This is a genomic window from Pseudomonas sp. yb_2, assembly GCF_043103905.1.
Lineage (GTDB): Bacteria > Pseudomonadota > Gammaproteobacteria > Pseudomonadales > Pseudomonadaceae > Aquipseudomonas > Aquipseudomonas alloputida.
In genome coordinates this window covers 18,557-39,868 of record NZ_JBICKH010000034.1, presented here as the reverse complement: position 1 = coordinate 39,868, position 21,312 = coordinate 18,557, and the positions used below count along the sequence as shown (strand labels likewise).

Below are 21,312 nucleotides of genomic sequence, written 5' to 3'. Positions count from 1 at the left end.
GGAATAGATACAAGCAGCCGAACGCGGGATTGTCCAAATTTCGGGCTGTTTCTTGCGGGCTGCATCTTGTAGCTTTACAGGTCGTTCATTCAGGGAGCTGAACATGCAAGGTAAGGCCCGCAAGATCGTCCAGGCCATTCTCTATGAGGCCATCGCCGTCGCCTGTGTGGCGCCCGCACTGGAGCTGGCGTTCGGCGCCGGCATGGCGCAGTCGACCGTGCTGTCGGTGCTGATGTCAGGCATCGCGATGAGCTGGAACATGGGTTACAACTGGGTATTCGAACGTTGGGAAGCGCGCCAGCCCAAACGTGAGCGCACCTTCCTGCGGCGCCTGCTGCATGCGCTGGGCTTCGAGGGTGGGCTGGTGGTGATCCTGTTGCCGCTGGTGGCGTACTGGCTGGACGTGAGCCTGTGGGCCGCACTGCTGACCAATCTGGCGTTGTTCGTGTTCTTCTTCGTTTACGCCTTTGTCTTCCAGTGGGGCTTCGACAAGCTGTTCGATGTGCCGCTTTCGGCGCAGCAGGCCAAGTGTTGACTTTCGGCTGCGAGGCAGGCTAAGTTCCTACCCCATGAATACATTCCCGCACGTGAACGCCATTATTATTACCGCCATTATCAGCTTGGCGGGCTAGCGCGTACGTGCACCGAACCCGCCCTGGAGGCGGGTTTTTTCTCTCTGACTCTTGGGCAACGTAAAAATAGCCAAGGAGTCATCGATGACCAGCTTCAGTGTCCCTCGTACTACCGTCACCCCCCAGCAACTGCTGTCGGAGCAGGTGCGGCGCATTCTTGCCGCGCCGGTGTACGACCTGGCCATTGAAACGCCCCTGCAAGCGGCCCCGGCCTTGTCTGCCGCCCTGGGCAACCAGGTGTTGCTCAAGCGCGAAGACCTGCAGCCTACGTTTTCGTTCAAGATCCGGGGTGCCTACACCCGCCTGTCGCGACTGACCGATGTGCAGCGTGAGCGCGGGGTGATCACCGCTTCGGCGGGCAACCATGCCCAGGGCGTGGCCTTGGCCGCATCGCATCTGGGTATGAAGGCAACCATCGTCATGCCCACCACCACGCCATCGTTGAAAGTGGAAGGCGTGCGTTCGCGCGGCGGGCATGTGGTGCTGCATGGCGAGAGCTTCCCGCATGCGCTGGCCCACGCACTGAAGCTGGCCGACAGCGAAGGCGCGACCTTCGTGCCACCGTTCGATGACCCGGATGTGATCGCCGGGCAGGGTACCGTGGCCATGGAAATCCTCCGTCAGCGCCCTGGGGCGTTGGACGCGATCTTTGTGCCCGTGGGCGGTGGCGGCTTGATCGCCGGGATCGCCGCCTATGTGAAGTACCTGCGCCCTGACGTGAAGGTGATCGGTGTCGAGCCGGCAGATTCCAACTGCCTGCAGGCTGCCATGGCCGTCGGCGAGCGCGTGATCCTGCCGCAGGTGGGCACCTTTGCCGACGGCGTGGCGGTGGCGCAGATCGGCGCCCATTGCTTCGAGCTGTGCCGCCACTTCGTCGACGAGGTGGTGACGGTGAGCAGTGACGAGCTGTGCGCGGCGATCAAGGATATCTACGACGACACCCGTTCGATCACCGAGCCGTCCGGGGCCTTGGCCGTGGCCGGTATCAAGAAGTACGTGGCGCGTGAAGGTGTGCATGGGCAGACCCTGGTGGCCATCGACTCCGGGGCCAACGTCAATTTCGACCGCTTGCGCCATGTGGCCGAGCGGGCCGAGCTGGGTGAGCAGCGCGAGGCGATCATCGCCGTGACGATTCCGGAGCAGCCGGGCAGCTTCCGGGCCTTTTGCCACGCACTGGGCAAGCGGCAGATCACCGAATTCAACTACCGCTTCTACCCCGGGAAGGAGGCGCGCCTGTTCGTGGGCGTGCAGACCCACCCGGTGCACGACCCACGTGAGCAGTTGCTGGCCAGCTTGCGGGAGCAGGGGTACAGCGTGCTGGACCTGACCGACAACGAGCTGGCCAAGCTGCATGTGCGCCATACCGTCGGCGGACATGCCGCGTCAGGGGCTGATGAGCGGGTACTGCGCTTCGAGTTCCCCGAACGGCCAGGGGCGTTGCTGGGGTTTCTGGAGCGGCTGGGCAAACGTTGGAACATCAGCCTGTTCCATTACCGCAACCATGGTGCGGCGCAGGCGCGGGTGTTCGCTGCCTTGGAAGTGCCAGCGGACGAATTGGCGCGCTTGCCGTTGACGCTGGACGAGATGGGGTACCGGTATTGGGACGAGACTGACAACCCGGCGTACAAGCTGTTCCTGGGTTGAGGCACCTGTGCGGCCAATGCACCCTTGTCTAGCCGCTTGCCGCCTGTGTTCGCTGAGTGACCGCCCCGCCCGAAGGGCAGGGCGATCTCCTGCAGGGAACTGCGCGAGTCAATTTCAACGCTCGCGCATGAAAAAGCCCGCAACGAACTTGCGGAACGTTTCCAGGCTTTTGAAGTCGGCGTAGCGCTTGAAGTTCTCGGTATCCGGCTCGGGGCCGATGGGCTGTTCCAGCAGCGACACTGACAACACCCGGTCCTGGTCCGAGGTCAGCACCAGCTCATCCATCACCTGCCCACCGATCACGGGGCGACGCATCTGCACTTTCACCCCTTTACTGGCCATCCAGTCGATCAGCGATACCAATGCCTTGAGCGGCTCGCGCTCTTCATCGCGGTACACCGGGAACAGGTGCGCGCGCGACAGCACGGGCACACTGGCCACATGAATCAGCTCATAGAAATGGCTACCGGCGCTGGTCGGCGAGTAGATCATCAGCGCCAGCAACGGCCCGCTGGTGCGGCTCCCGCCCCAGTACAGGTGATGCCCCTGGAAGTCGAAGCCGTCCTCGCTGCGGTTGTTGAACAACTTGCGCCCTTTTAGCTGGTCGATGCAGTCCAGCAGCAGACCGTGGCGGCGGTGGTTGCCGAACACAGAGGCTTCGCGCAGGCGGGACTTGAGCATCATCATGTGCTTCATGTCCAGGCGGGTTTCCAGGTAGTTGCTGGCGGGCACCCGCTCCAGCAGCGGATAGCGGCTGGCCACGCTGCGCAACTCGGCAAACTGTGTGGTCAGGTCTTTCTTCAGGTGGGTGGCGTAAAGGTTGAGTCCGCTGGTTTCAATCCAGGTCAGCAGCAGTGACAGCAGGCGCTGCTGTTCGCGTCTGTCGTTGCCATCGCCGGCGCCACCGGCCGTGCCAGCACGGAAGTCGCTGATCAGGCGCAAGGGTGTATCGGGTGGCAGCCAGGCGGCGGGTGGGGCGGGGTCGTTTTCACGTTCGGCGGCTTCCCGCTCGTCCTTGGTGAACGGGCAGCCAGGCGCGTGCTCGGCGGTGCCCGGGTTGTTCTTGAGGAAAAGTGTGCCGGTGCTGCCGTTGAGGGTGACATTGAGCACCGGCAAGGCATCGTTGCGGCAGTCGCAAGCCAGCCATTGGTTGGCGTTGCGTACTTTCATCAGTAGCTGGTTGGCCTGTAGCAGGCGCGGGCCGGCGAGGCTGCCGGTGGCAAAGCCGACCAGCAGTTCCTCTTCAGCGGGGGTCAGGCTGCGCACCTGGGTGGCGGTTTTGTCGATGATTCGCATGAAGCAGCTCCAAGCTACGAGCCTCAAGCTTCAAGCAAAGTCGCGCGGCTTTCAACTCGTCGCTTGGCTACCGCCGAACATCTTCGCGGCACGGGCGCGAATCTCGTCGGGGGTCAGGTCCTCTTTGTGGGTGGACACGAACCAGATGTTGCCAAACGGATCTTTCAGGGTGCCGCTGCGGTCACCGTAAAACTGGTCGGTCAAGGGATGTAACTGGATGCCCCCGGCGGCCAGGGCCTGGGCGTAGACCTTGTCGCAGTCCTCAACATACAAGTGCAGGCCAACACCCGCACCGTTGAGCTTCTGGCTGGCGGTGAGGCCGCCTTCCATGTCGCAAGGGTCGCCCAGCATCAGCGACGAATCGCCGATTCTCAGTTCGGCATGGCCAACGCGACCGCCTGGGGCATCGAGGCGGAACATTTCCACCGCACCAAAGGCTTGCTTGTAGAACTCGATGGCCTTGGCGGCGTCGTTGATGGCCAGGTAGGGCGTGATGCTGTGCTGGCCTTCGGGGATGGGTTTGACTGCCATGTTCGACTCTCCTGTGCAATGGGCGCCGAAAGGCGCCCTGTTGCTTAGAGTCGTTCGCCCAGATGGAAAATCGACAGTGACGCTAGATCGATTGTCTATAAGCGCGGCGGTCAGAAGATGTAGTCGGTGGTCAGGAAGCTCGACTGGCGGTTGCGAATGATCTCGCTGATCAGCGCTTTGTTGGCCTCCTGGAAGCGGGTGGCGACCAGCGTCCGGATGGAGAACACACGCAAAGCGTCATCCACCGAGAGCGTGCCCTCGGCGCTGTTCTTGCGGCCGTTGAACGGGTAGGTGTCAGGGCCGCGTTGGCACTGAGCATTGATGTTGATGCGCCCGACCTGGTTGGCGAAGATGTCGACGAGGCTGCCGATGGTGGCCGGGTCGTTGCCGAACAGGCTCAGTTGCTGGCCGTAGTCGGAGTCCAGCACATAGTCGATCACTGTCTGCAGGTCGCGGTAGGGCACCACCGGTACCAGCGGGCCGAACTGCTCTTCGTGGTACACGCGCATTTCCCGGCTGACCGGGTACAGCAAGGCCGGGTAGAAGAATGAGCCGCGGCTATTCCCGCCATTTTCGTTGAGTACGCGCGCGCCCTTTTCCGTCGCATCGGCAACCAGGCCATCGAGGTAGTCGACCTTGCCAGGCTCGGGCAATGGAGTCAGCGCCACGCCAGGTTCCCACGGCATACCGGGCTTGAGCGCCGCCAATTTGTGCTGAAACTTGTCGAGGAAGGCCTCGACCACATCCTCGTGCACGAACAGGATCTTCAGTGCCGTGCAGCGCTGGCCGTTGAACGACAACGCCCCGGTGACGGCCTCTTCGACAGCGTTGTCGAGGTCGACCTGGGGCAGCACGATGCCCGGGTTCTTGGCGTCCAGGCCCAGTGCGGCGCGCAGACGATGCGGGCGTGGGTGCAGTTTCTTCAGGTCGCTGGCGGCCTTGTGGGTGCCGATGAAGGCGAATACATCGACCTTGCCGCTGGCCATCAGCGCGCTCACCGTTTCCCGGCCGCGTCCATAGATGACATTGATCACGCCTGCCGGGAAGCTGTCGCGGAACGCTTCGAGCAAGGGGCGGATCAGCAGTACGCCGAACTTGGCCGGCTTGAACACCACGGTGTTGCCCATGATCAGCGCCGGGATGAGCGTGGTGAAGGTCTCGTTCAGCGGGTAGTTGTAGGGCCCCATGCACAGGGCCACGCCCAGCGGGGCGCGACGGATCTGGCCGAGGGTGCCTTGTTCCAGCTCGAAGCGGCTGGAGCGGCGGTCCAGGTCCTTGAGGGCGTTGATGGTGTCGACGATGTAGTCGCAGGTGCGGTCGAATTCCTTTTCCGAATCCTTCAGGTTCTTGCCGATCTCCCACATCAGCAGCTTGACCACGGCCTGGCGCTGTTCACGCATGCGGGCAAGGAAGGATTCCACATGCTGGATACGCTCGGCCACGCGCATGTTCGGCCAGGCGCCACGGCCTTTGTCATAGGCCTGTACGGCGGCATCGAGGGCGGTAAGCGCGGTCTCGGCATCCAGCAGCGGGGCGCTGCCCAGTATGACCTGATGCTCTTCGTCGCCTTGCTTGAGCCACACCGGGCTGCGCACCGTGGCCAACGGGCCGTCCCAGCGCCTGAGCTCACCGTTGACCAGGTAGTCGCGTTGTTCCAGTGGGGCTCCCAGGCGCCAGGTTTCCGGGATGTTCTCGGCGCTGGGGAAGAGTGAATCGAGCAAACGGTCCATGGGTACTGCACCTCACATCAAAGGGCGGTTTTCAAGTCAGTTGAATCGTTTCAGCTACGAGCATGCACTGGCTGCAGGAAAAACACCAGTCTGGTTCAACATGGCCGCCAATGCCTACCCGGCAAGCAGTCAGCGAACTGAAAGGCGTTGATGCAAAGTAGGCTTTAAAGGTTACTCATTGATAACGAAGTAGCCAGCGGACGCTTGATGGGCATGGTTATAGCAAAAGTTGTGTTGAGCATTGGTCTGATGCGGGGAATTTGACGCCATGAAACTTGATCAAAAGTCAGCCAGAAGCCGCTTGCCAAAGCGTTTGCAGGCATCTTAAATTGTTACTGAATGTGATAGCAAAGTTTCAAGTAAAACAATAAAAATCAAAGTTTTAAGTGTTTTTGCCGGGTTTTTTCTCTTGTTCCGATTGGCCAATAGTGCACTTCAAAGGACGTCGAAGAAGAAATGAAAAAGACCTTGACGACTGTGGCGCGCAAGCTCCTGTCGCCCTCCCTGCGCTACGAAATCAGGCTGCTGGCCAGCAAAGTGCGAGAAATGTTGGCGCGTGCCTGTCTCTGGCGTTGGGAAGTCGCCAGGTTCCGCCCGCAACAGGAGAGCCCGTACGAAATCCTCTACATCGGCCGCAAGCAGCAACGGGAAATGGCCAAGCTGCTGATCGGTGGCAAGGGCCAGGGCAGCGCCTCGATCGTGGACAGTGCAAGTGCCACGGCGGCTGCCAGCCACGTCGTGGTCATCAGCGAAATGCCCACATCGGGGTCGCTGTCAGTGCCGCACTACCTGAGCGCCGTGGTGCCGCTGGGGCGCCCACTGGAAGACATCACTGCCCGCTACGACAGCGAACTGCGGCGCAGCATTCGCAAGAACCGGCCGCTTTATCACATGCGCCAAGCCCTTTCGGACGAAGAAATCGCCATGGCCGACCGGGATCTGCTGCGCCCTTATGCTTCGGCCCGGCAGGGCATTCATGCCGCGCAGTTTCCTACCGAAGAGGTGTTCCGTATTGCCAAGAGTGTCGGCCGGCTTGACTTGATCATGCTGGGCGATGAGGTGATTGGCTGCCACCTGGGGTGTGAAGTGGTACGCAGCGGCAAGCGTTACTGGAGCACGTTGCGCTTTGGCTATTGCGAGGCGGTGTTTTCCGATGCGAAGAAACTGCGCGAGGTGAATTCGATCACCACTTTCATGGCGCTTGAATGGGCACTGGAACAGGGCTTCGATTATTACGACATCGGCCTGTGTCTGGCGCGCCCGGACGACGGCCTGCTGAAGTGGAAACGCCGCCGCGGTGGTGATATCGACTCGCTGGGTAACCATGCGTACCTGTTTGTCCGCCTGCCCAAGACCGGTACGGCAAAGTTCCTGTGGGACACGCCGATGTTCGCGGTCGAAGGCGACAAGCTGACGTTGCATCTGGGGCTCCCCGATGGCCCAAGCGATGAGGAAGTTGCCAGCCGCTATCACGAAATGGTGTTTGGTGGCCTGCACAAGATTTATCTCTACGGAGGCAGCGGGGCAGGCGAACCGTTTGTGGAAACATTGCGCAGCCGTTACGCCAGCTTGCAGTCACCGCCCACCATGGAAAGAGTCACGAGTAGTTGAGTAACTGCCAGGGATGCTTTGATCTGGCGCCGGGCGCCGGGCTCCAGTCTTCGTCATCAGGGGGGGACGCTTCATGGGAAGCGACATCTCGCAGTTCAGTGCATCGCCCGCAGCCAGGCAACACACCTGGACCTTGGCCGCCTACCGATACATGGCGCGCAAACGGCTGGGTGGAAAAACGGCGATCGATCTCAAGAGCGTCGCCACCAAGAGTTGGGACATTGCCCCGGGCGAAGCCACGGTTTCACCGCCGGCCATTTTCCTGCCTGGCCAGCTGGATCGGGTGACGGGCTGGGAAGGCAAGCGGTTTTACCCCTACGTGCACCCGGCGCAGACCATGGCGGGAGGTATCCACACGTTGCAAGGGCCAACCCGTGGCTACCTGATCAAGGATGTATGGCTGGTCGATGGGGCATTGTACAAGGGCAAGGCCAGCCACTGGCTGTCACAGAAGCCGAGTACCTTCCCGACCATCCTCATCGACCATGAAATCGACCGCGCTGCGATCTACTGCACGCTAAACGGTAACGCCTGGTTCGGCACCTGGCTGATGGAAGATTGCCCGACCTATGCGCTGGCCTGCAACGAGGGCATCCCGGTGACCACCGCCCCCTCTGCCAGGTATCCGCTGTTCACCCAGGCACCGGCCTATGAAGACTGGCTGGACATGAAGCCTTTGCGCCTGCGCAGTGCGTTCTTCCGTGAGCTGGTGCTGTTCGATGACCAGAGCAACAACCGCAGCCGGCATGCTCGCTACCGAGCCATGGGTGACAAGCTGCTGTCGCATGTGACGCACACGCAGCACCCGGGGGTTTTCCTGTTGCGGGGCGGTGATGGTGATCTGCGCCTGTTGCGCAACGAGCTGGAGCTTGCCGAACACCTGCGCACGACCCGCGGTTTTCGCATCGTCAACCCGCTGAAGTCCGATGTGCCGAGTATTGTCGCGGCCTGCGCCGGGGCTAAAGTGGTCATCGGGGTGGAGGGTAGCCAGTTGGTGCATGGCGTGAATGTGCTGCAGGCGGGAGGCTGTCTGCTGACTTTGCAGCCGCCGAACCGTTTCGTCAGTTACTACAAATACCTGACGGATCGTGATCACCAGCATTTCGGCTTTGTGGTAGGCCTACCGGAAGGCGATGGTTTCCGGATCGATATTGACGAGGTGGAGCGCACGTTGGATCTGTTCCCTCGATAAATGTGTAGCATCCGTGCATGGATCAGCGGCGGGCAGGGCAGTAGAGGATGATCGAGGTATCACGGTTTTGGCGCGACCCTGCCTTGCCGTTCGTCGAAGCCCGACAGGTAGGGGACGGGCGCAAGGTGTGCTACGCCGCGCACTCTCACGAGAGTTTCTCCATCGGGGTGATCACGGGGGGACGTAGCACTTACATCAACAGTGACCAGTGCGTTGAGGTTGGGGCGGGTACCACGGTGTTGATGAACCCAGGCGTGGTGCACACCTGCAACCCTGTTGCCGGGGAACCCTGGTCTTACCTGATGCTGTTCGTCGATCAGCCTTGGTTGCAAGCAGTGGGTTTTACCCTGCCCACGCAGACCTGGAGCCGCTCGCCTGTGTTGTATCGGCGGCTGTTGCAGGCCTTTGCCGACCTGTTCGATGCCAGGCTGCCTGATCGCGAAGCCCGCCTGGCGGCCCTGTTTCACGAGTTGCCGGGCATGCTTGGCGGTAATGCCAGCGAGGGTGGCGAGGGCAACCCACGGCTGGATGCAGCGGCAGCGTTCATACGCGCCCATCGCAGTGACCCGCTCAGCCTCGAGGACATCTGCGGGGCTTGCGGCCTGTCTCGGTCCTACCTGATTCGTGCCTTTCGCCAACGCTTCGGCCTGACGCCGCATGGCTACCTGCTAGACCAGCGCGTGCAACTGGCCCGGGCGCAGTTGCGCCAGGGCCGCTCAATTGCTGAAGTTGCACAGGAGGCCGGGTTCGCTGATCAGGCACACCTGCAGCGGGCATTCAAACAGCACCTGGCGGCGACACCGGGGCATTACAGAAATGCCGTCGCTAGCCTGGGCGCTCCTGCAGGAGCCGTGCAAGCCTTAAAGGATCAGGTAAACCGCGCTGGCGACCAGTAACACGGCCAGGCTCCGATTGAGCATGCGCAGGTGGCGTGGGTTGTCCAGGTACTGGCGAATCACGCTGCCGGCCCAGGCCCAGCAGGCTACCGAGATGAAACAGATCGGCCCGTAGATCCAGGTAAACAGCCACAGCAAGTGCTGTTCACCGCCGGTGTAGGCACCCACCCCGGCAACGGCTGCCAACCAGGCTTTGGGGTTCAGCCACTGCATCGCTGCGCCGTGCCAGGCTGAAGGGGCTTGGCTAGGCTGTGCGTTGTTCAGGTTACCGTCGTCACTGGCCAGCTTCCACGCCATGTACAGCAGAAACGCTACACCGCCCCAGTGCAACATCAGGCCCAGCAAGGGCCAGCGTAACAGTAGTTGATGCAGGCCCAGCCCGACCAGCACCAGCAACAGGCAGAACCCCAGCGTGGCGCCGGCCACATGGGCAACGCTGGCGCGCAGGCCATGGCGGGCACCGCTGCCAAGGGCGACGATGTTTACCGGGCCGGGGGAGATCGAGGCCGCAAGGGCGAAGGCGGCCATGGACAGGTATAGGCTCATGAGGAAGATCCGCGTGGTTGGGGAGGCCTTATCCTCGCGTGGCTGGCGTTCTGATGTATTGAACAAAAGTACCTGCGCACAACCCGCGCCTGCAGGGCTAATGGCGATGCAGGGTTGTTACAGGTTTTGTAATAGTTTTGCGCTACTACAGAAACCTGCTGTGCTTGTAGTATCGTTCTCCCAATTTGTTATCAAGGTCTATATGAGCACCTTCGCGGAGCCCCCCAGTCTTCGGCCTTTCTGGCCATCCTTCCCCCGTCCTTGTGACGTGTCCCACGTGAGTACCCACTAATGGAATGGCTAGCCGACCCCACGGCCTGGCTAGGCCTGTTGACGCTTATCGTCCTCGAGCTGGTGCTGGGTATCGACAACCTGGTGTTCATCGCCATCCTTGCCGACAAGTTGCCGCCCCATCAGCGCGACCGCGCGCGGGTCATTGGCCTGAGCCTGGCGCTCATCATGCGCCTGGGCCTGTTGGCCAGCATTTCGTGGATGGTCACCCTGACCGCACCGCTGTTCGAAGTGTTCGGCAAGAGCTTCTCTGGCCGTGACCTGATCATGCTGTTCGGTGGTGTGTTCCTGTTGTTCAAGGCCACCATGGAGCTGCACGAACGCCTGGAAGGTCACGTAACCCAGGCCAGTGGCACGCTGCGCCATGCCGCGTTCTGGCCGATCGTTGCCCAGATCGTGGTACTGGACGCGGTATTCTCGCTGGATGCCGTGATCACGGCGGTCGGCATGGTCGATGAGTTGTCCGTGATGATGATCGCGGTGATCTTCTCGATCGGTATCATGATCGTTGCCAGCAAGCCGCTGACCCGCTTCGTCAACGCCCACCCCACGGTGATCATGCTGTGCCTGGGCTTCCTGATGATGATCGGTTTCAGCCTCACCGCCGAAGGCCTGGGCTTCCATATCCCCAAAGGCTACCTGTACGCGGCCATCGGCTTCTCGATCCTGATCGAGCTGTTCAACCAGCTGGCCCGTGCCCGCCGCAAGCGCAGCCTGCAACAGCACAGGCCGTTGCGCGAACGTACTGCCCATGCCGTGCTGCGCCTGCTGGGCGGCCGCCGGGTCGAGGCTGACGAGGTCGGCGAGGAGATTGCCGACCTGGTCGAGGGCGGCGGGGAACAGGTGCTGTTCGACCGCCGTGAGCGGGTCATGATCAGCGGCGTGCTGAACCTGGCCGAGCGGCCTATTCGTACGGTGATGACTGCCCGTGCCGAGGTTGATGTGATCGACCTGGCGCAACCGGCCGACGCCATTGCCCAGGCCCTGGCCAATTCGCCGTACTCGCGCCTGCCGCTGATCCGCGATGGTCGCGTGGACGAGCCCTTGGGCTTTGTGCACAAGAAGGAACTGCTGAAGGAACTGCTCTCGGGCAGCCAGCCCGACCTGGAAAGCATGGCCCGGGCGCCGTTGAACCTGCTGGAGAGCTTCAGCATCCTCAATGCCCTGGAGCAAATGCGCGGTCAGTCGACCCATATTGCCTTCGTGGTCAACGAGTTCGGTGACTTCACCGGGCTGTTGACCATGACCGACATCCTTGAGTCGATTGCCGGTGAGCTGCCGGATGCCAGTGAGGTTGAAGGCCCGGGCATCGTTCAGGAGGGGGAAGGCTTTGTGGTCAGCGGTGCGCTGAACCTCAGCCAGGTGCAGGCGCGTACTGGCTTCAGCGCCCGTGCTACCGAGGATTACCAGACCCTTGCGGGCCTGGTGATGAGCTTGCTGGACCGCCTGCCGATGGTCGGTGACCGGCTAGCCTGGAATGGCTGGATGCTGACCGTGGAGGCGGTTGAAGAGCGACGGGTACGCCAGGTTCGGCTTACACCGAACGGCGACGCTGACGTAGCAGGTGCTTGAAGCCCTCAAGCACCAGCACCAGTACTGCGGCCCAGATTGGCAGGTAGGTCAGCCACTGATCCGGGCCGATGGTTTCGCCCAGCAGCAACGCCACGCCTACCAGCAGCACGGGTTCGACGTAGCTGAGCAGGCCGAACAGGCTGAATGGCAGCATGCGGCTGGCCAGCACGTAGGCGATAAGCGCCGAAGCGCTGATCGCGCCAAGGATCGGTACCAACACGTACAGCCCGGGGTGTGCTTGCAGGTCAGCACTGGACAGTGGGCTCTGGATCACGAAGTACAGCGCCCACGGCAGCAGCAGGCACATGTCACACCACAGGCCGCCCAGGTTGTCGGTGCGGCAGCGTCGGCGCAGCACGAAGTAGACCGGGTAGCCGATCGTTACCAGCAGGGTTTCCCAGGCAAAACTGCCATTTTGGTACAGCTCGTGGCCCACGCCCAGTGCGGCGCAGGCCACGGCTACCGTCTGCAGGCGTGACAGCCGCTCGCCATATACCAGCCGCCCGGTCAGGACCATGGCCAGTGGCAGCAGGAAGTAACCCATCGACACTTCCAGGCTGCGCCCATGCAGGGGCGCCCAGAGAAACAGCCACAGTTGCACCCCCATCAGCCAGGACGTGCCGACCATGCCGAGCAACAGCACCGGCGTGCGTTTTACCCGGCCCATCAGTTCGCCCACCCGCTTCCAGTCTTTCGAGACAAGCATGAACAAGGTGAGGCAGGGCAGTGTCAGCAGGGTGCGCCAGCCAAAGATTTCTTCGCCATCGAGTGGCTTGAGCAGGGAGGTATAGAAGTACATCACAGCGAACAGGCAGGACGCCATGACCGATGAAACAATGCCTTTTGACACGAATGCCTCGAATACGGGAATTGAGCGGGTTGATCAGCCGCGCATGATCTCAGGGGGCGCATCTTGCGGCAACTGCGTTGCGCCCGGGCGAGTGGCCAGGGCTTCGAGGAACTGGGCGGCCGGCATGGGTCTGGCGAACAGGTAACCCTGCTGGAAGTCCACCCCGTGCGCGGCCAGGTAGTCGCGCTGCAGGTCGGTTTCCACACCCTCGGCAACGATGCCCAGGTCCAGCTTGCCCGACAGCTCGATGATGGTCTCGAGTATGTGCACTGACAGCGCATCGGCGCCGATCATGGCAACGAAGCTCTGGTCGATCTTCAGGTAGTCGACCTTGAATTGCCGCAGGTAGTTGAGGCTCGACTGGCCGGTGCCGAAATCGTCGAGGGCAATCATCACGCCCATGGCATGCAGCTTTTCGAACAACTCAAGGGTGACCGGCGTAGGCTCGATCAGCTTGCGCTCTGTCAGTTCCAGGGTCAGCACCACCCGGCCGGGCGGAAAGTGCTGCAGGAACGTGCGGCAGTCATCCAGCAGGCTGAGGTCGCGGCAGTGGTCAGCGGTGATGTTGACACCAATATGGAAGCCGTCTTCCAACAGGCCGGCATAGGGCGCCAGGCTTTGCGCGGTATGTGTCAGCAGCGCACGGGTCATGGCGACAATCTGCCCGCTATGTTCGGCATAGGGGATGAACAGGTCGGGACGAACCAGGCCTTCGCGTGGGTGGTGCCAGCGCATCAGCACTTCCGCACCGGCCCAGCGGTAATCGCCCTTGCGCACCACTGGCTGAAAATACGGCAGGAATTCATCGGCCTGCAGGGCACGGTCCAGTTCGGCACGCGGTGAGGTGGCGCGGCGAATCTGCCAGCGGCATGCCAGCGCCGCCAGGGCACCCAGTATCAGCAGCAGGCTGAGCAGGCCAGGGTAGTGGCTGCGTAACAGTTGGCCTTGCTTGTCGGCACTGTAGCCGCCCTGCACGCTGAAAGGGTAACGCGTCGAGCCTATCAGCACGTTGGCACTGGCGGCGGCAGGGGAGGCGCCTTTGTGGACCACGCCGTCCTTGCCCATCCAGGCGTCGCCCACGCGGATTTGCAATTCTTCATCGGGGCCGATCAGGCGCAGTGCTGTCAGCAGGTGGTCGCCATCCACCGTGGTGATTGCACCGTGGTCGCCGTCGCTGGCACGGTAGACCAGCAGCGGGTGGCCCGGGGTAACCGAGTTGCCGTCCATCAGCCATAACTTGCCGTCGACGTAATCGCCAGGATTGACCGGTTCTTCGAACTCGCCGAACAGCGAGGAGCAATAAAGGTTGTTGTGCCTGAACAGGTTGGTCGAGCGCACGAAGGCATTGCGGGTAACCTGGGCCCGCAGCATGAGCTGGGCCTGCTCGCATGGGCTGTCAGTCAGTGGAAGTAGCGAATTGGCGGCACGGGACAGGTTGTCGAGGATGTGTTCGACGTGCTCCAACGCCTGGCGGGTGGTGGCGTGGCTGCTGGCCTGCATTTCACGTTCGACCTGCCAGTTCATCACGGCCAGGCCGCACATGACCGGCAGCACGCCGACGACCCAGGGCAAGAGCGTGCGCCAGCTGAGTGCGGCGCGGCGTTTGACGGTAAGGGGCATGCTGATCTGACTATCATGGAGTAAAAACGAGAGGATAGCCGTTTGTCGCCGCGTACGAGCAACTAAAACGCGACAAACCATTTTACGCAATGTAGAATCGATTTACGAATACAACAATAAGGTCCTTCACGTCCGAAGGATCAAGCCCGCCGAGATGGGTCCATATGACATACCATGGGTTCAAGCTGATCATAGGTGACTACCTCGCCCGTAGCGTGCGGGGCATTCCGTGCTCACCGCCGTTCCTGTTCCACATCCCACGCAATCAATAATTTTCGCTGCAGATGAGAACACGAACATGGCTGATATCTTTGAAAATCCAATGGGCCTGATGGGCTTCGAATTCATCGAACTGGCTTCGCCGACCCCAGGCGTACTAGAGCCTGTATTCCAGATACTGGGCTTCACCAAAGTGGCCACCCACCGTTCCAAGGATGTGCACCTGTATCGCCAGGGTGGCATCAACCTGATCCTGAACAATGAACCCAAGAGCATCGCTTCGTATTTCGCCGCTGAACACGGCCCGTCGGTATGTGGCATGGCTTTTCGCGTGCGCAATGCCCATGAGGCTTATGCCCGCGCCCTGGAACTGGGCGCTCAGCCGGTAGAAATCGAAACCGGCCCGATGGAATTGCGCCTGCCGGCGATCAAGGGTATCGGGGGGGCACCGCTCTATCTGATCGACCGCTTCGAGGAAGGCAGCTCTATCTACGACATCGACTTCAACTTCATCGAAGGCGTGGATCGCAACCCGGTAGGGGCCGGCCTGAAAATCATCGACCACCTCACCCATAACGTCTACCGTGGGCGTATGGCCTACTGGGCCGGGTTCTACGAGAAGCTGTTCAACTTCCGCGAAATCCGCTACTTCGACATCAAGGGCGAATACACCGGCCTGACCTCCAAGGCCATGACTGCGCCTGATGGCATGATCCGCATCCCGCTCAACGAAGAGTCATCCAAGGGTGCAGGGCAGATCGAAGAGTTCCTGATGCAGTTCAACGGTGAAGGTATCCAGCACGTGGCCTTCCTGACCGATGACCTGCTCAAGACCTGGGATGCGCTGAAGGGGCTGGGCATGCGCTTCATGACCGCGCCACCGCAAACCTACTACGAAATGCTCGAAGAGCGCCTGCCGGGCCATGGTGAGCCGGTCGACCAACTGCAAGCGCGTGGCATCCTGCTCGATGGCGCCTCGCAGCCCGGAGACAAGCGCCTGCTGCTGCAGATTTTCTCGGAAACCCTGCTTGGCCCGGTCTTCTTCGAGTTCATCCAGCGCAAAGGTGACGATGGCTTCGGTGAAGGCAACTTCAAGGCGCTGTTCGAATCCATCGAGCGTGACCAGGTACGCCGCGGCGTGCTGAGCACAGACTGATCGCCCCTGGAGTACCGTCGTCGTCATGTTCGTTCGGCGGCGGTACCCCGCCTGTTGGCACGTGCCCTGAACAGGGCCAGGTAGACGATCGAGCCGGTCACGATCCCCACCAGCATCAGCGAGGGGACGATCTGCAGCACCGACTGGCGTATTTCCTGAGCGGTGAAACCCTCTGGGTAGCCACCTTTGACCGTGTATCCATACTTGGCCGACATGGCGCTTGTAAAGAATTCGGACTGTGAGGGGCGCTCAAGGTCACGGCTGTCACCATTGCTCCATATGTAGCGGTCGCCAAATTCGACCAGCAGTGTCAGCCCATCCAGAAATCCATCCAGTTCATTGCGAATCTGCATGGCATAGGCTGTCACGATGATGCTATGGCTTTTGCCCTTCTGGTGAAAGTCGACCAGCAGCTTCTGGCGCGTGTCAGGAGGGCCGTAGGACAGTGCGACCCGCTGGCCGGACGACGCGAATGATGAATAATGCTCCAGCGAACCTGAAGCCGTGCTGCAGTAGGGTTGATTGTCTTTGAGCAAGGTCAGCGACCTGACCATGGAGCGGATGGCAACCTGGTCCTGCAAGGCGCTTTTGACGTTATCGCAAGATTCCCCTGCAAATGGCAGGGTGCGCAGGGCCGTCTCGTGCATTCTGTCCAGTGCACTGTCGACGCTGAAAACCGCCTCCTGAACTGAAATGCTGGCGTTTTCCGCAAGTTTCGCTTCCAGCTGGAAAGCCATCACCAGCAAACCGGAAACCACAGGCACCAGCGCCACTGCAATGAGCAGCAGCAGCTCCACCATGCTGCGCCCCGCGTGCATGATTTTCGACATAGGCTAATAGTTCTCCGCTCTGAAACTGTCCGAGGTGAACAGCTGAGCCCTGAGCCTATGTATTTGCTGACCGGGCTGCTGTAGTCCGGCTGCAGTTGAAGCGGTAGGAAAGCGAGCGCCTTGATGTAGCTAACTGCCCTTGAGCTTTTTCAGCACTGCCTCGGCCAGCAAGGCGGTGGAAGCGGGGTTCTGCCCGGTGATCAGCCTGTCATCGTCGACCACGTACGGCTTCCACGGCTCATCATGTTTGCTGTACTCACCGCCGCGCGCCCCAAGTTCGTTCTCCGTCAGGAACGGCACTACGTCGTCCAGTTCGGCCAGTTTTTCCTCTATGTTGGAAAAGCCGGTCACCTTGCGGTTTTTGAGTAGCAGGCAGTTGTTACTCAGCTTGATGTTCAGCAGGCCGACTACGCCGTGACAGACTGCTGCGACAATGCCACCTTTTTCGTAGATTTTGCGTGCCAGGTCCTGCAGAGCATGGTTGTCTGCGAAGTCATACATCACCCCATGCCCACCGGTGTAATAGATGACGCTGTATTCGTCAGCCTTCACCTGCCCTGGGGCCAAGGTACTGCCAAGACGCGTCATGAAGCGCTTGTCGTCGTACCACTGCCAGTCCAGGTCCGGGGCCATCTGCAGGCTGTGCGGGTCGACGGGAACGTAACCGCCCTGTGGGCTGACATAGTCGACCGTGTAGCCGGCCTTTTCGACTTTCTCGACAAAGTGAACGGCTTCACCCAGCCACAACCCGGTCGCCCGTTTGAGGGTTGGATACTTCGCTGTATTGGTCAACACCACCAGAATTTTCTTGCTCATGACCCTGCTCCCGTCGGCAACCTGAATGGGCCGGTGCTCCCTGGCCCGAGGGAAAACCTAAATAGCATAGCTGCCACCAGCAAGTCCGCCATGGTGTGCCGGACGTGCTGTGCTAACTTGAATCCATCCACGGGCGAGCGTGCCAGGCTTGGCGGCGCTGTGGTCAACCCTGAGCATTGCTGGAGTCACGATATTGGTCGCTAACGGTAAGCCATGCGAGCCCGCGCCGCAGGTCATCCTGCAGTCGCCTGTTTTGCCATCGATCGAGCCGATGGGGGAGCGGATAGCGCAGTTCGACTGGTGGCGTACCTCGCTTGGGCCATTGTCGCGCTGGCCTGCTTCGTTGCGCATTGCCGTGGACATGATGCATTTGTCACCTTTCCCATGTGCAGTGGTCTGGGGGGCGGACCTGTGTGTGGTGCATAACAATGGCTACCGGGCGTTGCGGGCATTCCCGGATGCGCTGGGCATGGCGTTCGATACCCTGTGGAGTGATATCTGGCCTGCAGTGGGACCCTGGGTGTTCAAGGCACTGGAAGGACACTCGAATTTTGTCGAGGACCCACCCCTGCGTATCGTCCCCAGTGAAGGCGCCGAACCACTATGGTGCGCATTCGGTTATGCCCCTCTGCACGATGAACTCGGTAACGTGGCGGGGTTTCTGCATACGGTGATCGAGACCACGGCCAGCGTCGAGGCCCACCGCCATTGGCGTGAGCAGGTGCAGAGCTTTGAACGCCAGGTTGCGCAGCATGTGGCCGAGCGAGAGCAGTTCTGGTTGCTGTCGCGTGAAGCGATGATGATGCTCACCCCAGAATTGAAACTGCATGCCGCCAACCCTGCCTGGTACCGCATTCTGGGCTGGACACAAGAGCAGGTGCAGGCGATGTCGGTGATGGAGCTGGTGCACCCGACAGAGCGTACCGAAGTACGATTGGCAGTGTCCGGGCTGTTCCAATGCAGCCACGCGGAGCAGCTGGAGATCCGCCTGCGACATCGCGATGGTCACTACCACTGGTTTCGCTGGAGTGCGAGGTTTGACGGCAGCCTGCTGACTGCGGTTGGGCGCGACATCACCGCAGACCGTGAAGAGGCTGCGCGTCAGGCAGAGGCGCTGATGCACAACAGTGAGCGTATGGAGGTGGTGGGCCAGTTGGCGGGCGGCATGGGCCATGAAATGAACAACTTGCTGTCCGGTATCGGCGGCAGCCTCGAACTGCTGCAGCGGCGCCTGCAGGAGGGGCGGCTGGAGCGTGTGGAGGCCTACGTGGACGTTGCGCGCGACTCGGTGCAGCGTGCCATGGACCTGACCCATCGGTTGATCGCATTTTCCCGCCATCAGCCATTGGCCCCTCGGCCACTGGACTTCAATCGGCAGTTACGTCTGAGCGAACCCCTGTTGCTGCGGGCGCTGGGGGCAGAGATGCGTTTGCACTGGCAACTGGACGTTGCACCTTGGGCAGTGAGCCTGGACGTACCCCAGCTAGAGAATGCCTTGATCCACTTGTGTGCCAATGCGCGTGAAGCGTGCCTGGAGCAGGGCAATGTCACCATCAGCAGCGTCAACGAACGGCTGACCGCGTTTTTCCCGGATGAAGGTGGCTTGCCGCCGGGCGACTATGTGGCCTTGCATGTCGAGGATGATGGCCATGGCATAGCCGCGGCGGATATCGCCAGGGCTTTCGAACCGTTTTACACAACCAAACCTCTCGGGCGTGGGGCCGGGCTTGGCCTGTCGATGGTGTATGGCTTCGTCCGACAGTCGGGGGGGTATGCCTGGATCGAGTCGACGCCGGAGCAGGGCACCAGGGTTTCCATGCTTTTCCCGAGGAGCCATGAGCCGGTTCCGGATGAGCCCGCGCCGGTACCGCTTTCGCAGCGCATGGCACGGGGCGAGCGCCTGCTGCTGGTGGACGACGAGCTTGATCTGCGCGCGGTCATGCGCGAATACCTGACTGAGCGTGGGTTTGACGTCACGGATGTGGGCGATGCCAATAGCGCACTGGAGCGCTTTCGCCATGGCGGCCCTTTCGATCTGGTCATCACCGATATCGGTTTGCCGGGTGGGTTCAGTGGCCGGCAAGTGGCCAAGGCCATGCGCATGCAGCTTGCACAGCAGAAAATTCTGTTTATCACCGGTTATGCGGACCAGTCGATTGAAGCGCAATTGCTCGATCAGCCGGGCACGGCATTGTTGAACAAGCCGTTTTCGCTGGCGCATCTTGCCGATGAGGCGCTACGCCTGCTTGACGTGTAAGGCGCTTCAAGGCTTACCTAGAATGTGTGTCACTCGAGCCTGCAACTGCTGCAACTCGAACGGCTTGCAGATCAGGTGCATGTCAGCGCCCAGGAAGCCTTCGCGGGCCATGGCCGTTTCCGCGTAACCGGTGATGAACAGCACCGGTAATCGTGGGCGCAGGCTGCGGGCAATTTCTGCCAGTTGTCGGCCGTTCATGCCGGGCAAGCCCACATCGGTGATGAGCAAATCCACCGGTTGTGCCGAGCGTAGCACCTTCAGTCCCTCATTGGCGTCGGCTGCGCTTTGGCAGGGGAAGCCGTTTTCGCCCAGCGCCTGGCAAAGCAGTTGGCGCACATGGGGATCGTCCTCGACAACCAGCACGTGTCGGCTGCAGCCGTCTTGCCTGGCTGGCACCGGTTCGCTGTATGACAGGGCCTGATCGACATGGCGTGGCAAATACAGCTCCACCTGGGTTCCCTGGCCAATCTCGCTGCTGAGGGTGATATGCCCATGGGACTGCTTGCTGAAGCCGTACACCATCGACAACCCCAGGCCAATGCCCTGGCCGGTCGCCTTGGTGCTGAAGAAGGGTTCGAAGGCGTGCTCCAGCGTGCTTTGCGCCATGCCTTGGCCGCTGTCGGTGATTCGCAGGCGCACATAGTCGCCAGTGCGCAAAGCGCCGTCAGCAGCTTGCTCGGTGGCGATGTGATGATTGTTCGCCTCGATGCGTAGCAGGCCACCGTTGGGCATGGCCTCGCGCGCATTGAGCAGCAGGTTGTCGAGGGCCTCCTGCAACTGCTGGTCATCCGCCTCCACGGGCCACAGGTCTTTGGCCGCGTGCACTTGCAGGGTTATCGACGGGCTCAGGCGAGCGCCCAGGCGTTCTGCCTTGAGCAAGGTATGCAGGTCTATACGTTGGCTGTGCAGCGATTGACGGGAAGAGAAGGCAAGCAAGCGGTGGGTCAGGCGGGCGGCGCGTGAAACGGCCTCGCGGCCCATGCACAGAACGCCATCCAGGCCGTCGCTGCGGCCTTGGCGCAGGCGCCGCTGGATGAGTTCGAAGCTGCCGCTGATGCTGGTGAGCAGGTTGTTGAAGTCATGGGCGACGCCGCCGGCCAGTTGGCCGATGGCCTCCATCTTGCGTGCCTGGCAGCGGGCGAACTCACCGCGGTCCTGCACTTCTTCCGGCGTTGAAGGCCGGCTGTCCAGGCGCTGCTGCATGCCATGGAGTTGATCACGTGTCACGTACTGTCGCCGCCGGTTGCGCAGCGCGGACTGGGTCATGTGCAGCAACTGGGCATTTTCGTAGGGCGTGACCAGCCAGAGAAGATTGCCCACTGGATGATGATTCACCCCAGCGGCCGACCAGGCGCCCTGGGTCAGCAGCACGATGGGCAAATCCGACCAGCTCGGTTGCTGGTCGATGAATGCCTGCAGCAAAGTGCTTGGGCCTTGGCTGAACACCTGCTCGGCAATGATCGCCAACCCTGCGCCCTCGGTCAGACGCGCCTGCAGGTTGGCAAGGTCGACCGCGCAGAGGCTGTTGATGCCGGCGGAAGACAACAGACGTGAGGTATCCGCCGCCAGTTGTGGCGGTGCGAGGATCAAGGCACGTTCATCCAGCGCCAACGAACTGGCCAA

17 protein-coding genes are annotated in these 21,312 nt (G+C 61.3%); 8 read left to right on the top strand and 9 right to left on the bottom strand.

Features of this window, described 5'->3' with window-relative positions:
• Positions 1 to 103: 103 nt before the first annotated feature.
• Together ACF8FB_RS08235 and ilvA are read left to right on the top strand one after the other, a co-directional pair.
• Positions 104 to 535 (top strand): PACE efflux transporter, encoded by a 432-nt coding sequence (locus ACF8FB_RS08235; RefSeq protein ID WP_392511186.1) that lies wholly within the window; start codon positions 104 to 106, stop codon positions 533 to 535.
• A 181-nt stretch (positions 536 to 716) separates the two neighbouring features.
• On the top strand, positions 717 to 2,276 hold the full coding sequence (gene ilvA / locus ACF8FB_RS08230) for a threonine ammonia-lyase, biosynthetic (RefSeq protein WP_392511185.1): 1,560 nt from the start codon (positions 717 to 719) through the stop codon (positions 2,274 to 2,276).
• 114 nt (positions 2,277 to 2,390) lie between these two features.
• On the opposite strand, the gene ACF8FB_RS08225 is transcribed toward ilvA, so the two are convergent.
• The 3 genes from ACF8FB_RS08225 to ACF8FB_RS08215 form a co-directional block, all read right to left on the bottom strand.
• Entirely contained in the window at positions 2,391 to 3,572 is a 1,182-nt protein-coding gene (locus ACF8FB_RS08225) for a hypothetical protein (RefSeq protein WP_267827555.1), read from the bottom strand.
• A gap of 51 nt (positions 3,573 to 3,623) precedes the next feature.
• A complete protein-coding gene (locus ACF8FB_RS08220) occupies positions 3,624 to 4,103 on the bottom strand; it encodes a VOC family protein (protein ID WP_010954310.1) in 480 nt (159 codons plus the stop codon).
• Between the two features lie 110 nt (positions 4,104 to 4,213).
• The gene (locus tag ACF8FB_RS08215; protein ID WP_010954309.1) at positions 4,214 to 5,833 is read right to left on the bottom strand and encodes an NADP-dependent glyceraldehyde-3-phosphate dehydrogenase; all 1,620 of its coding nucleotides are present in this window, start codon (positions 5,831 to 5,833) and stop codon (positions 4,214 to 4,216) included.
• A gap of 456 nt (positions 5,834 to 6,289) precedes the next feature.
• On the opposite strand from ACF8FB_RS08215, the gene ACF8FB_RS08210 reads away from it, so the two are divergent.
• From ACF8FB_RS08210 to ACF8FB_RS08200, 3 genes are all read left to right on the top strand, one after another.
• Positions 6,290 to 7,444 carry a hypothetical protein gene (locus tag ACF8FB_RS08210; RefSeq protein ID WP_010954307.1) on the top strand — a complete coding sequence of 385 codons (1,155 nt, stop codon included), beginning with the start codon at positions 6,290 to 6,292 and terminating at the stop codon, positions 7,442 to 7,444.
• A 73-nt stretch (positions 7,445 to 7,517) separates the two neighbouring features.
• Entirely contained in the window at positions 7,518 to 8,636 is a 1,119-nt protein-coding gene (locus tag ACF8FB_RS08205) for a glycosyltransferase 61 family protein (protein ID WP_010954306.1), read from the top strand.
• A gap of 47 nt (positions 8,637 to 8,683) precedes the next feature.
• Positions 8,684 to 9,532, top strand: coding sequence for an AraC family transcriptional regulator (locus ACF8FB_RS08200; protein ID WP_010954305.1), 849 nt, complete (start codon positions 8,684 to 8,686; stop codon positions 9,530 to 9,532).
• On the opposite strand, the gene ACF8FB_RS08195 is transcribed toward ACF8FB_RS08200, so the two are convergent.
• The gene (locus ACF8FB_RS08195; protein ID WP_010954304.1) at positions 9,497 to 10,078 is read right to left on the bottom strand and encodes a LysE family translocator; all 582 of its coding nucleotides are present in this window, start codon (positions 10,076 to 10,078) and stop codon (positions 9,497 to 9,499) included. The two genes, ACF8FB_RS08200 and ACF8FB_RS08195, sit on opposite strands and share 36 nt — an antisense overlap.
• A 291-nt stretch (positions 10,079 to 10,369) precedes the next feature.
• On the opposite strand from ACF8FB_RS08195, the gene ACF8FB_RS08190 reads away from it, so the two are divergent.
• Entirely contained in the window at positions 10,370 to 11,941 is a 1,572-nt protein-coding gene (locus tag ACF8FB_RS08190; protein WP_010954303.1) for a TerC family protein, read from the top strand.
• Here ACF8FB_RS08190 and rarD read toward each other — a convergent pair.
• Both rarD and ACF8FB_RS08180 read right to left on the bottom strand, forming a co-directional pair.
• Entirely contained in the window at positions 11,904 to 12,791 is an 888-nt protein-coding gene (gene rarD / locus ACF8FB_RS08185) for an EamA family transporter RarD (RefSeq protein WP_010954302.1), read from the bottom strand. The genes ACF8FB_RS08190 and rarD overlap by 38 nt on opposite strands.
• Positions 12,792 to 12,824: 33 nt before the next feature.
• Positions 12,825 to 14,411 (bottom strand): cyclic diguanylate phosphodiesterase, encoded by a 1,587-nt coding sequence (locus ACF8FB_RS08180; RefSeq protein ID WP_010954301.1) that lies wholly within the window; start codon positions 14,409 to 14,411, stop codon positions 12,825 to 12,827.
• Positions 14,412 to 14,709: 298 nt separating this feature from the next.
• On the opposite strand from ACF8FB_RS08180, the gene hppD reads away from it, so the two are divergent.
• Positions 14,710 to 15,786: a 4-hydroxyphenylpyruvate dioxygenase gene (gene hppD / locus ACF8FB_RS08175; protein ID WP_010954299.1), complete on the top strand. Its 1,077-nt coding sequence runs from the start codon at positions 14,710 to 14,712 to the stop codon at positions 15,784 to 15,786.
• A 23-nt stretch (positions 15,787 to 15,809) separates the two neighbouring features.
• On the opposite strand, the gene ACF8FB_RS08170 is transcribed toward hppD, so the two are convergent.
• Entirely contained in the window at positions 15,810 to 16,616 is an 807-nt protein-coding gene (locus tag ACF8FB_RS08170) for a CSS-motif domain-containing protein (RefSeq protein ID WP_010954298.1), read from the bottom strand.
• Positions 16,617 to 16,745: 129 nt separating this feature from the next.
• Positions 16,746 to 17,432, bottom strand: coding sequence for a type 1 glutamine amidotransferase domain-containing protein (locus tag ACF8FB_RS08165; protein WP_010954297.1), 687 nt, complete (start codon positions 17,430 to 17,432; stop codon positions 16,746 to 16,748).
• 193 nt (positions 17,433 to 17,625) lie between these two features.
• On the opposite strand from ACF8FB_RS08165, the gene ACF8FB_RS08160 reads away from it, so the two are divergent.
• A complete protein-coding gene (locus ACF8FB_RS08160) occupies positions 17,626 to 19,689 on the top strand; it encodes an ATP-binding protein (RefSeq protein ID WP_392511184.1) in 2,064 nt (687 codons plus the stop codon).
• Positions 19,690 to 19,695: 6 nt separating this feature from the next.
• Here the strand turns inward: ACF8FB_RS08160 and ACF8FB_RS08155 are convergent, their stop codons facing one another.
• Positions 19,696 to 21,312: a response regulator gene (locus tag ACF8FB_RS08155; protein ID WP_010954295.1), complete on the bottom strand. Its 1,617-nt coding sequence runs from the start codon at positions 21,310 to 21,312 to the stop codon at positions 19,696 to 19,698.

Coding starts and splice junctions, on each gene's coding strand:
- ACF8FB_RS08215 (WP_010954309.1), bottom strand. CDS start 5,833: ATGGACCGTTTGCTCGATTCACTCTTCCCCAGCGCCGAGAACATCCCG.
- ACF8FB_RS08200 (WP_010954305.1), top strand. CDS start 8,684: ATGATCGAGGTATCACGGTTTTGGCGCGACCCTGCCTTGCCGTTCGTC.
- ACF8FB_RS08210 (WP_010954307.1), top strand. CDS start 6,290: ATGAAAAAGACCTTGACGACTGTGGCGCGCAAGCTCCTGTCGCCCTCC.
- ACF8FB_RS08195 (WP_010954304.1), bottom strand. CDS start 10,078: ATGAGCCTATACCTGTCCATGGCCGCCTTCGCCCTTGCGGCCTCGATC.
- ACF8FB_RS08235 (WP_392511186.1), top strand. CDS start 104: ATGCAAGGTAAGGCCCGCAAGATCGTCCAGGCCATTCTCTATGAGGCC.
- ACF8FB_RS08205 (WP_010954306.1), top strand. CDS start 7,518: ATGGGAAGCGACATCTCGCAGTTCAGTGCATCGCCCGCAGCCAGGCAA.
- ACF8FB_RS08170 (WP_010954298.1), bottom strand. CDS start 16,616: ATGTCGAAAATCATGCACGCGGGGCGCAGCATGGTGGAGCTGCTGCTG.
- ACF8FB_RS08220 (WP_010954310.1), bottom strand. CDS start 4,103: ATGGCAGTCAAACCCATCCCCGAAGGCCAGCACAGCATCACGCCCTAC.
- ACF8FB_RS08165 (WP_010954297.1), bottom strand. CDS start 17,432: ATGAGCAAGAAAATTCTGGTGGTGTTGACCAATACAGCGAAGTATCCA.
- ilvA (WP_392511185.1), top strand. CDS start 717: ATGACCAGCTTCAGTGTCCCTCGTACTACCGTCACCCCCCAGCAACTG.
- ACF8FB_RS08225 (WP_267827555.1), bottom strand. CDS start 3,572: ATGCGAATCATCGACAAAACCGCCACCCAGGTGCGCAGCCTGACCCCC.
- ACF8FB_RS08190 (WP_010954303.1), top strand. CDS start 10,370: ATGGAATGGCTAGCCGACCCCACGGCCTGGCTAGGCCTGTTGACGCTT.
- hppD (WP_010954299.1), top strand. CDS start 14,710: ATGGCTGATATCTTTGAAAATCCAATGGGCCTGATGGGCTTCGAATTC.
- ACF8FB_RS08180 (WP_010954301.1), bottom strand. CDS start 14,411: ATGCCCCTTACCGTCAAACGCCGCGCCGCACTCAGCTGGCGCACGCTC.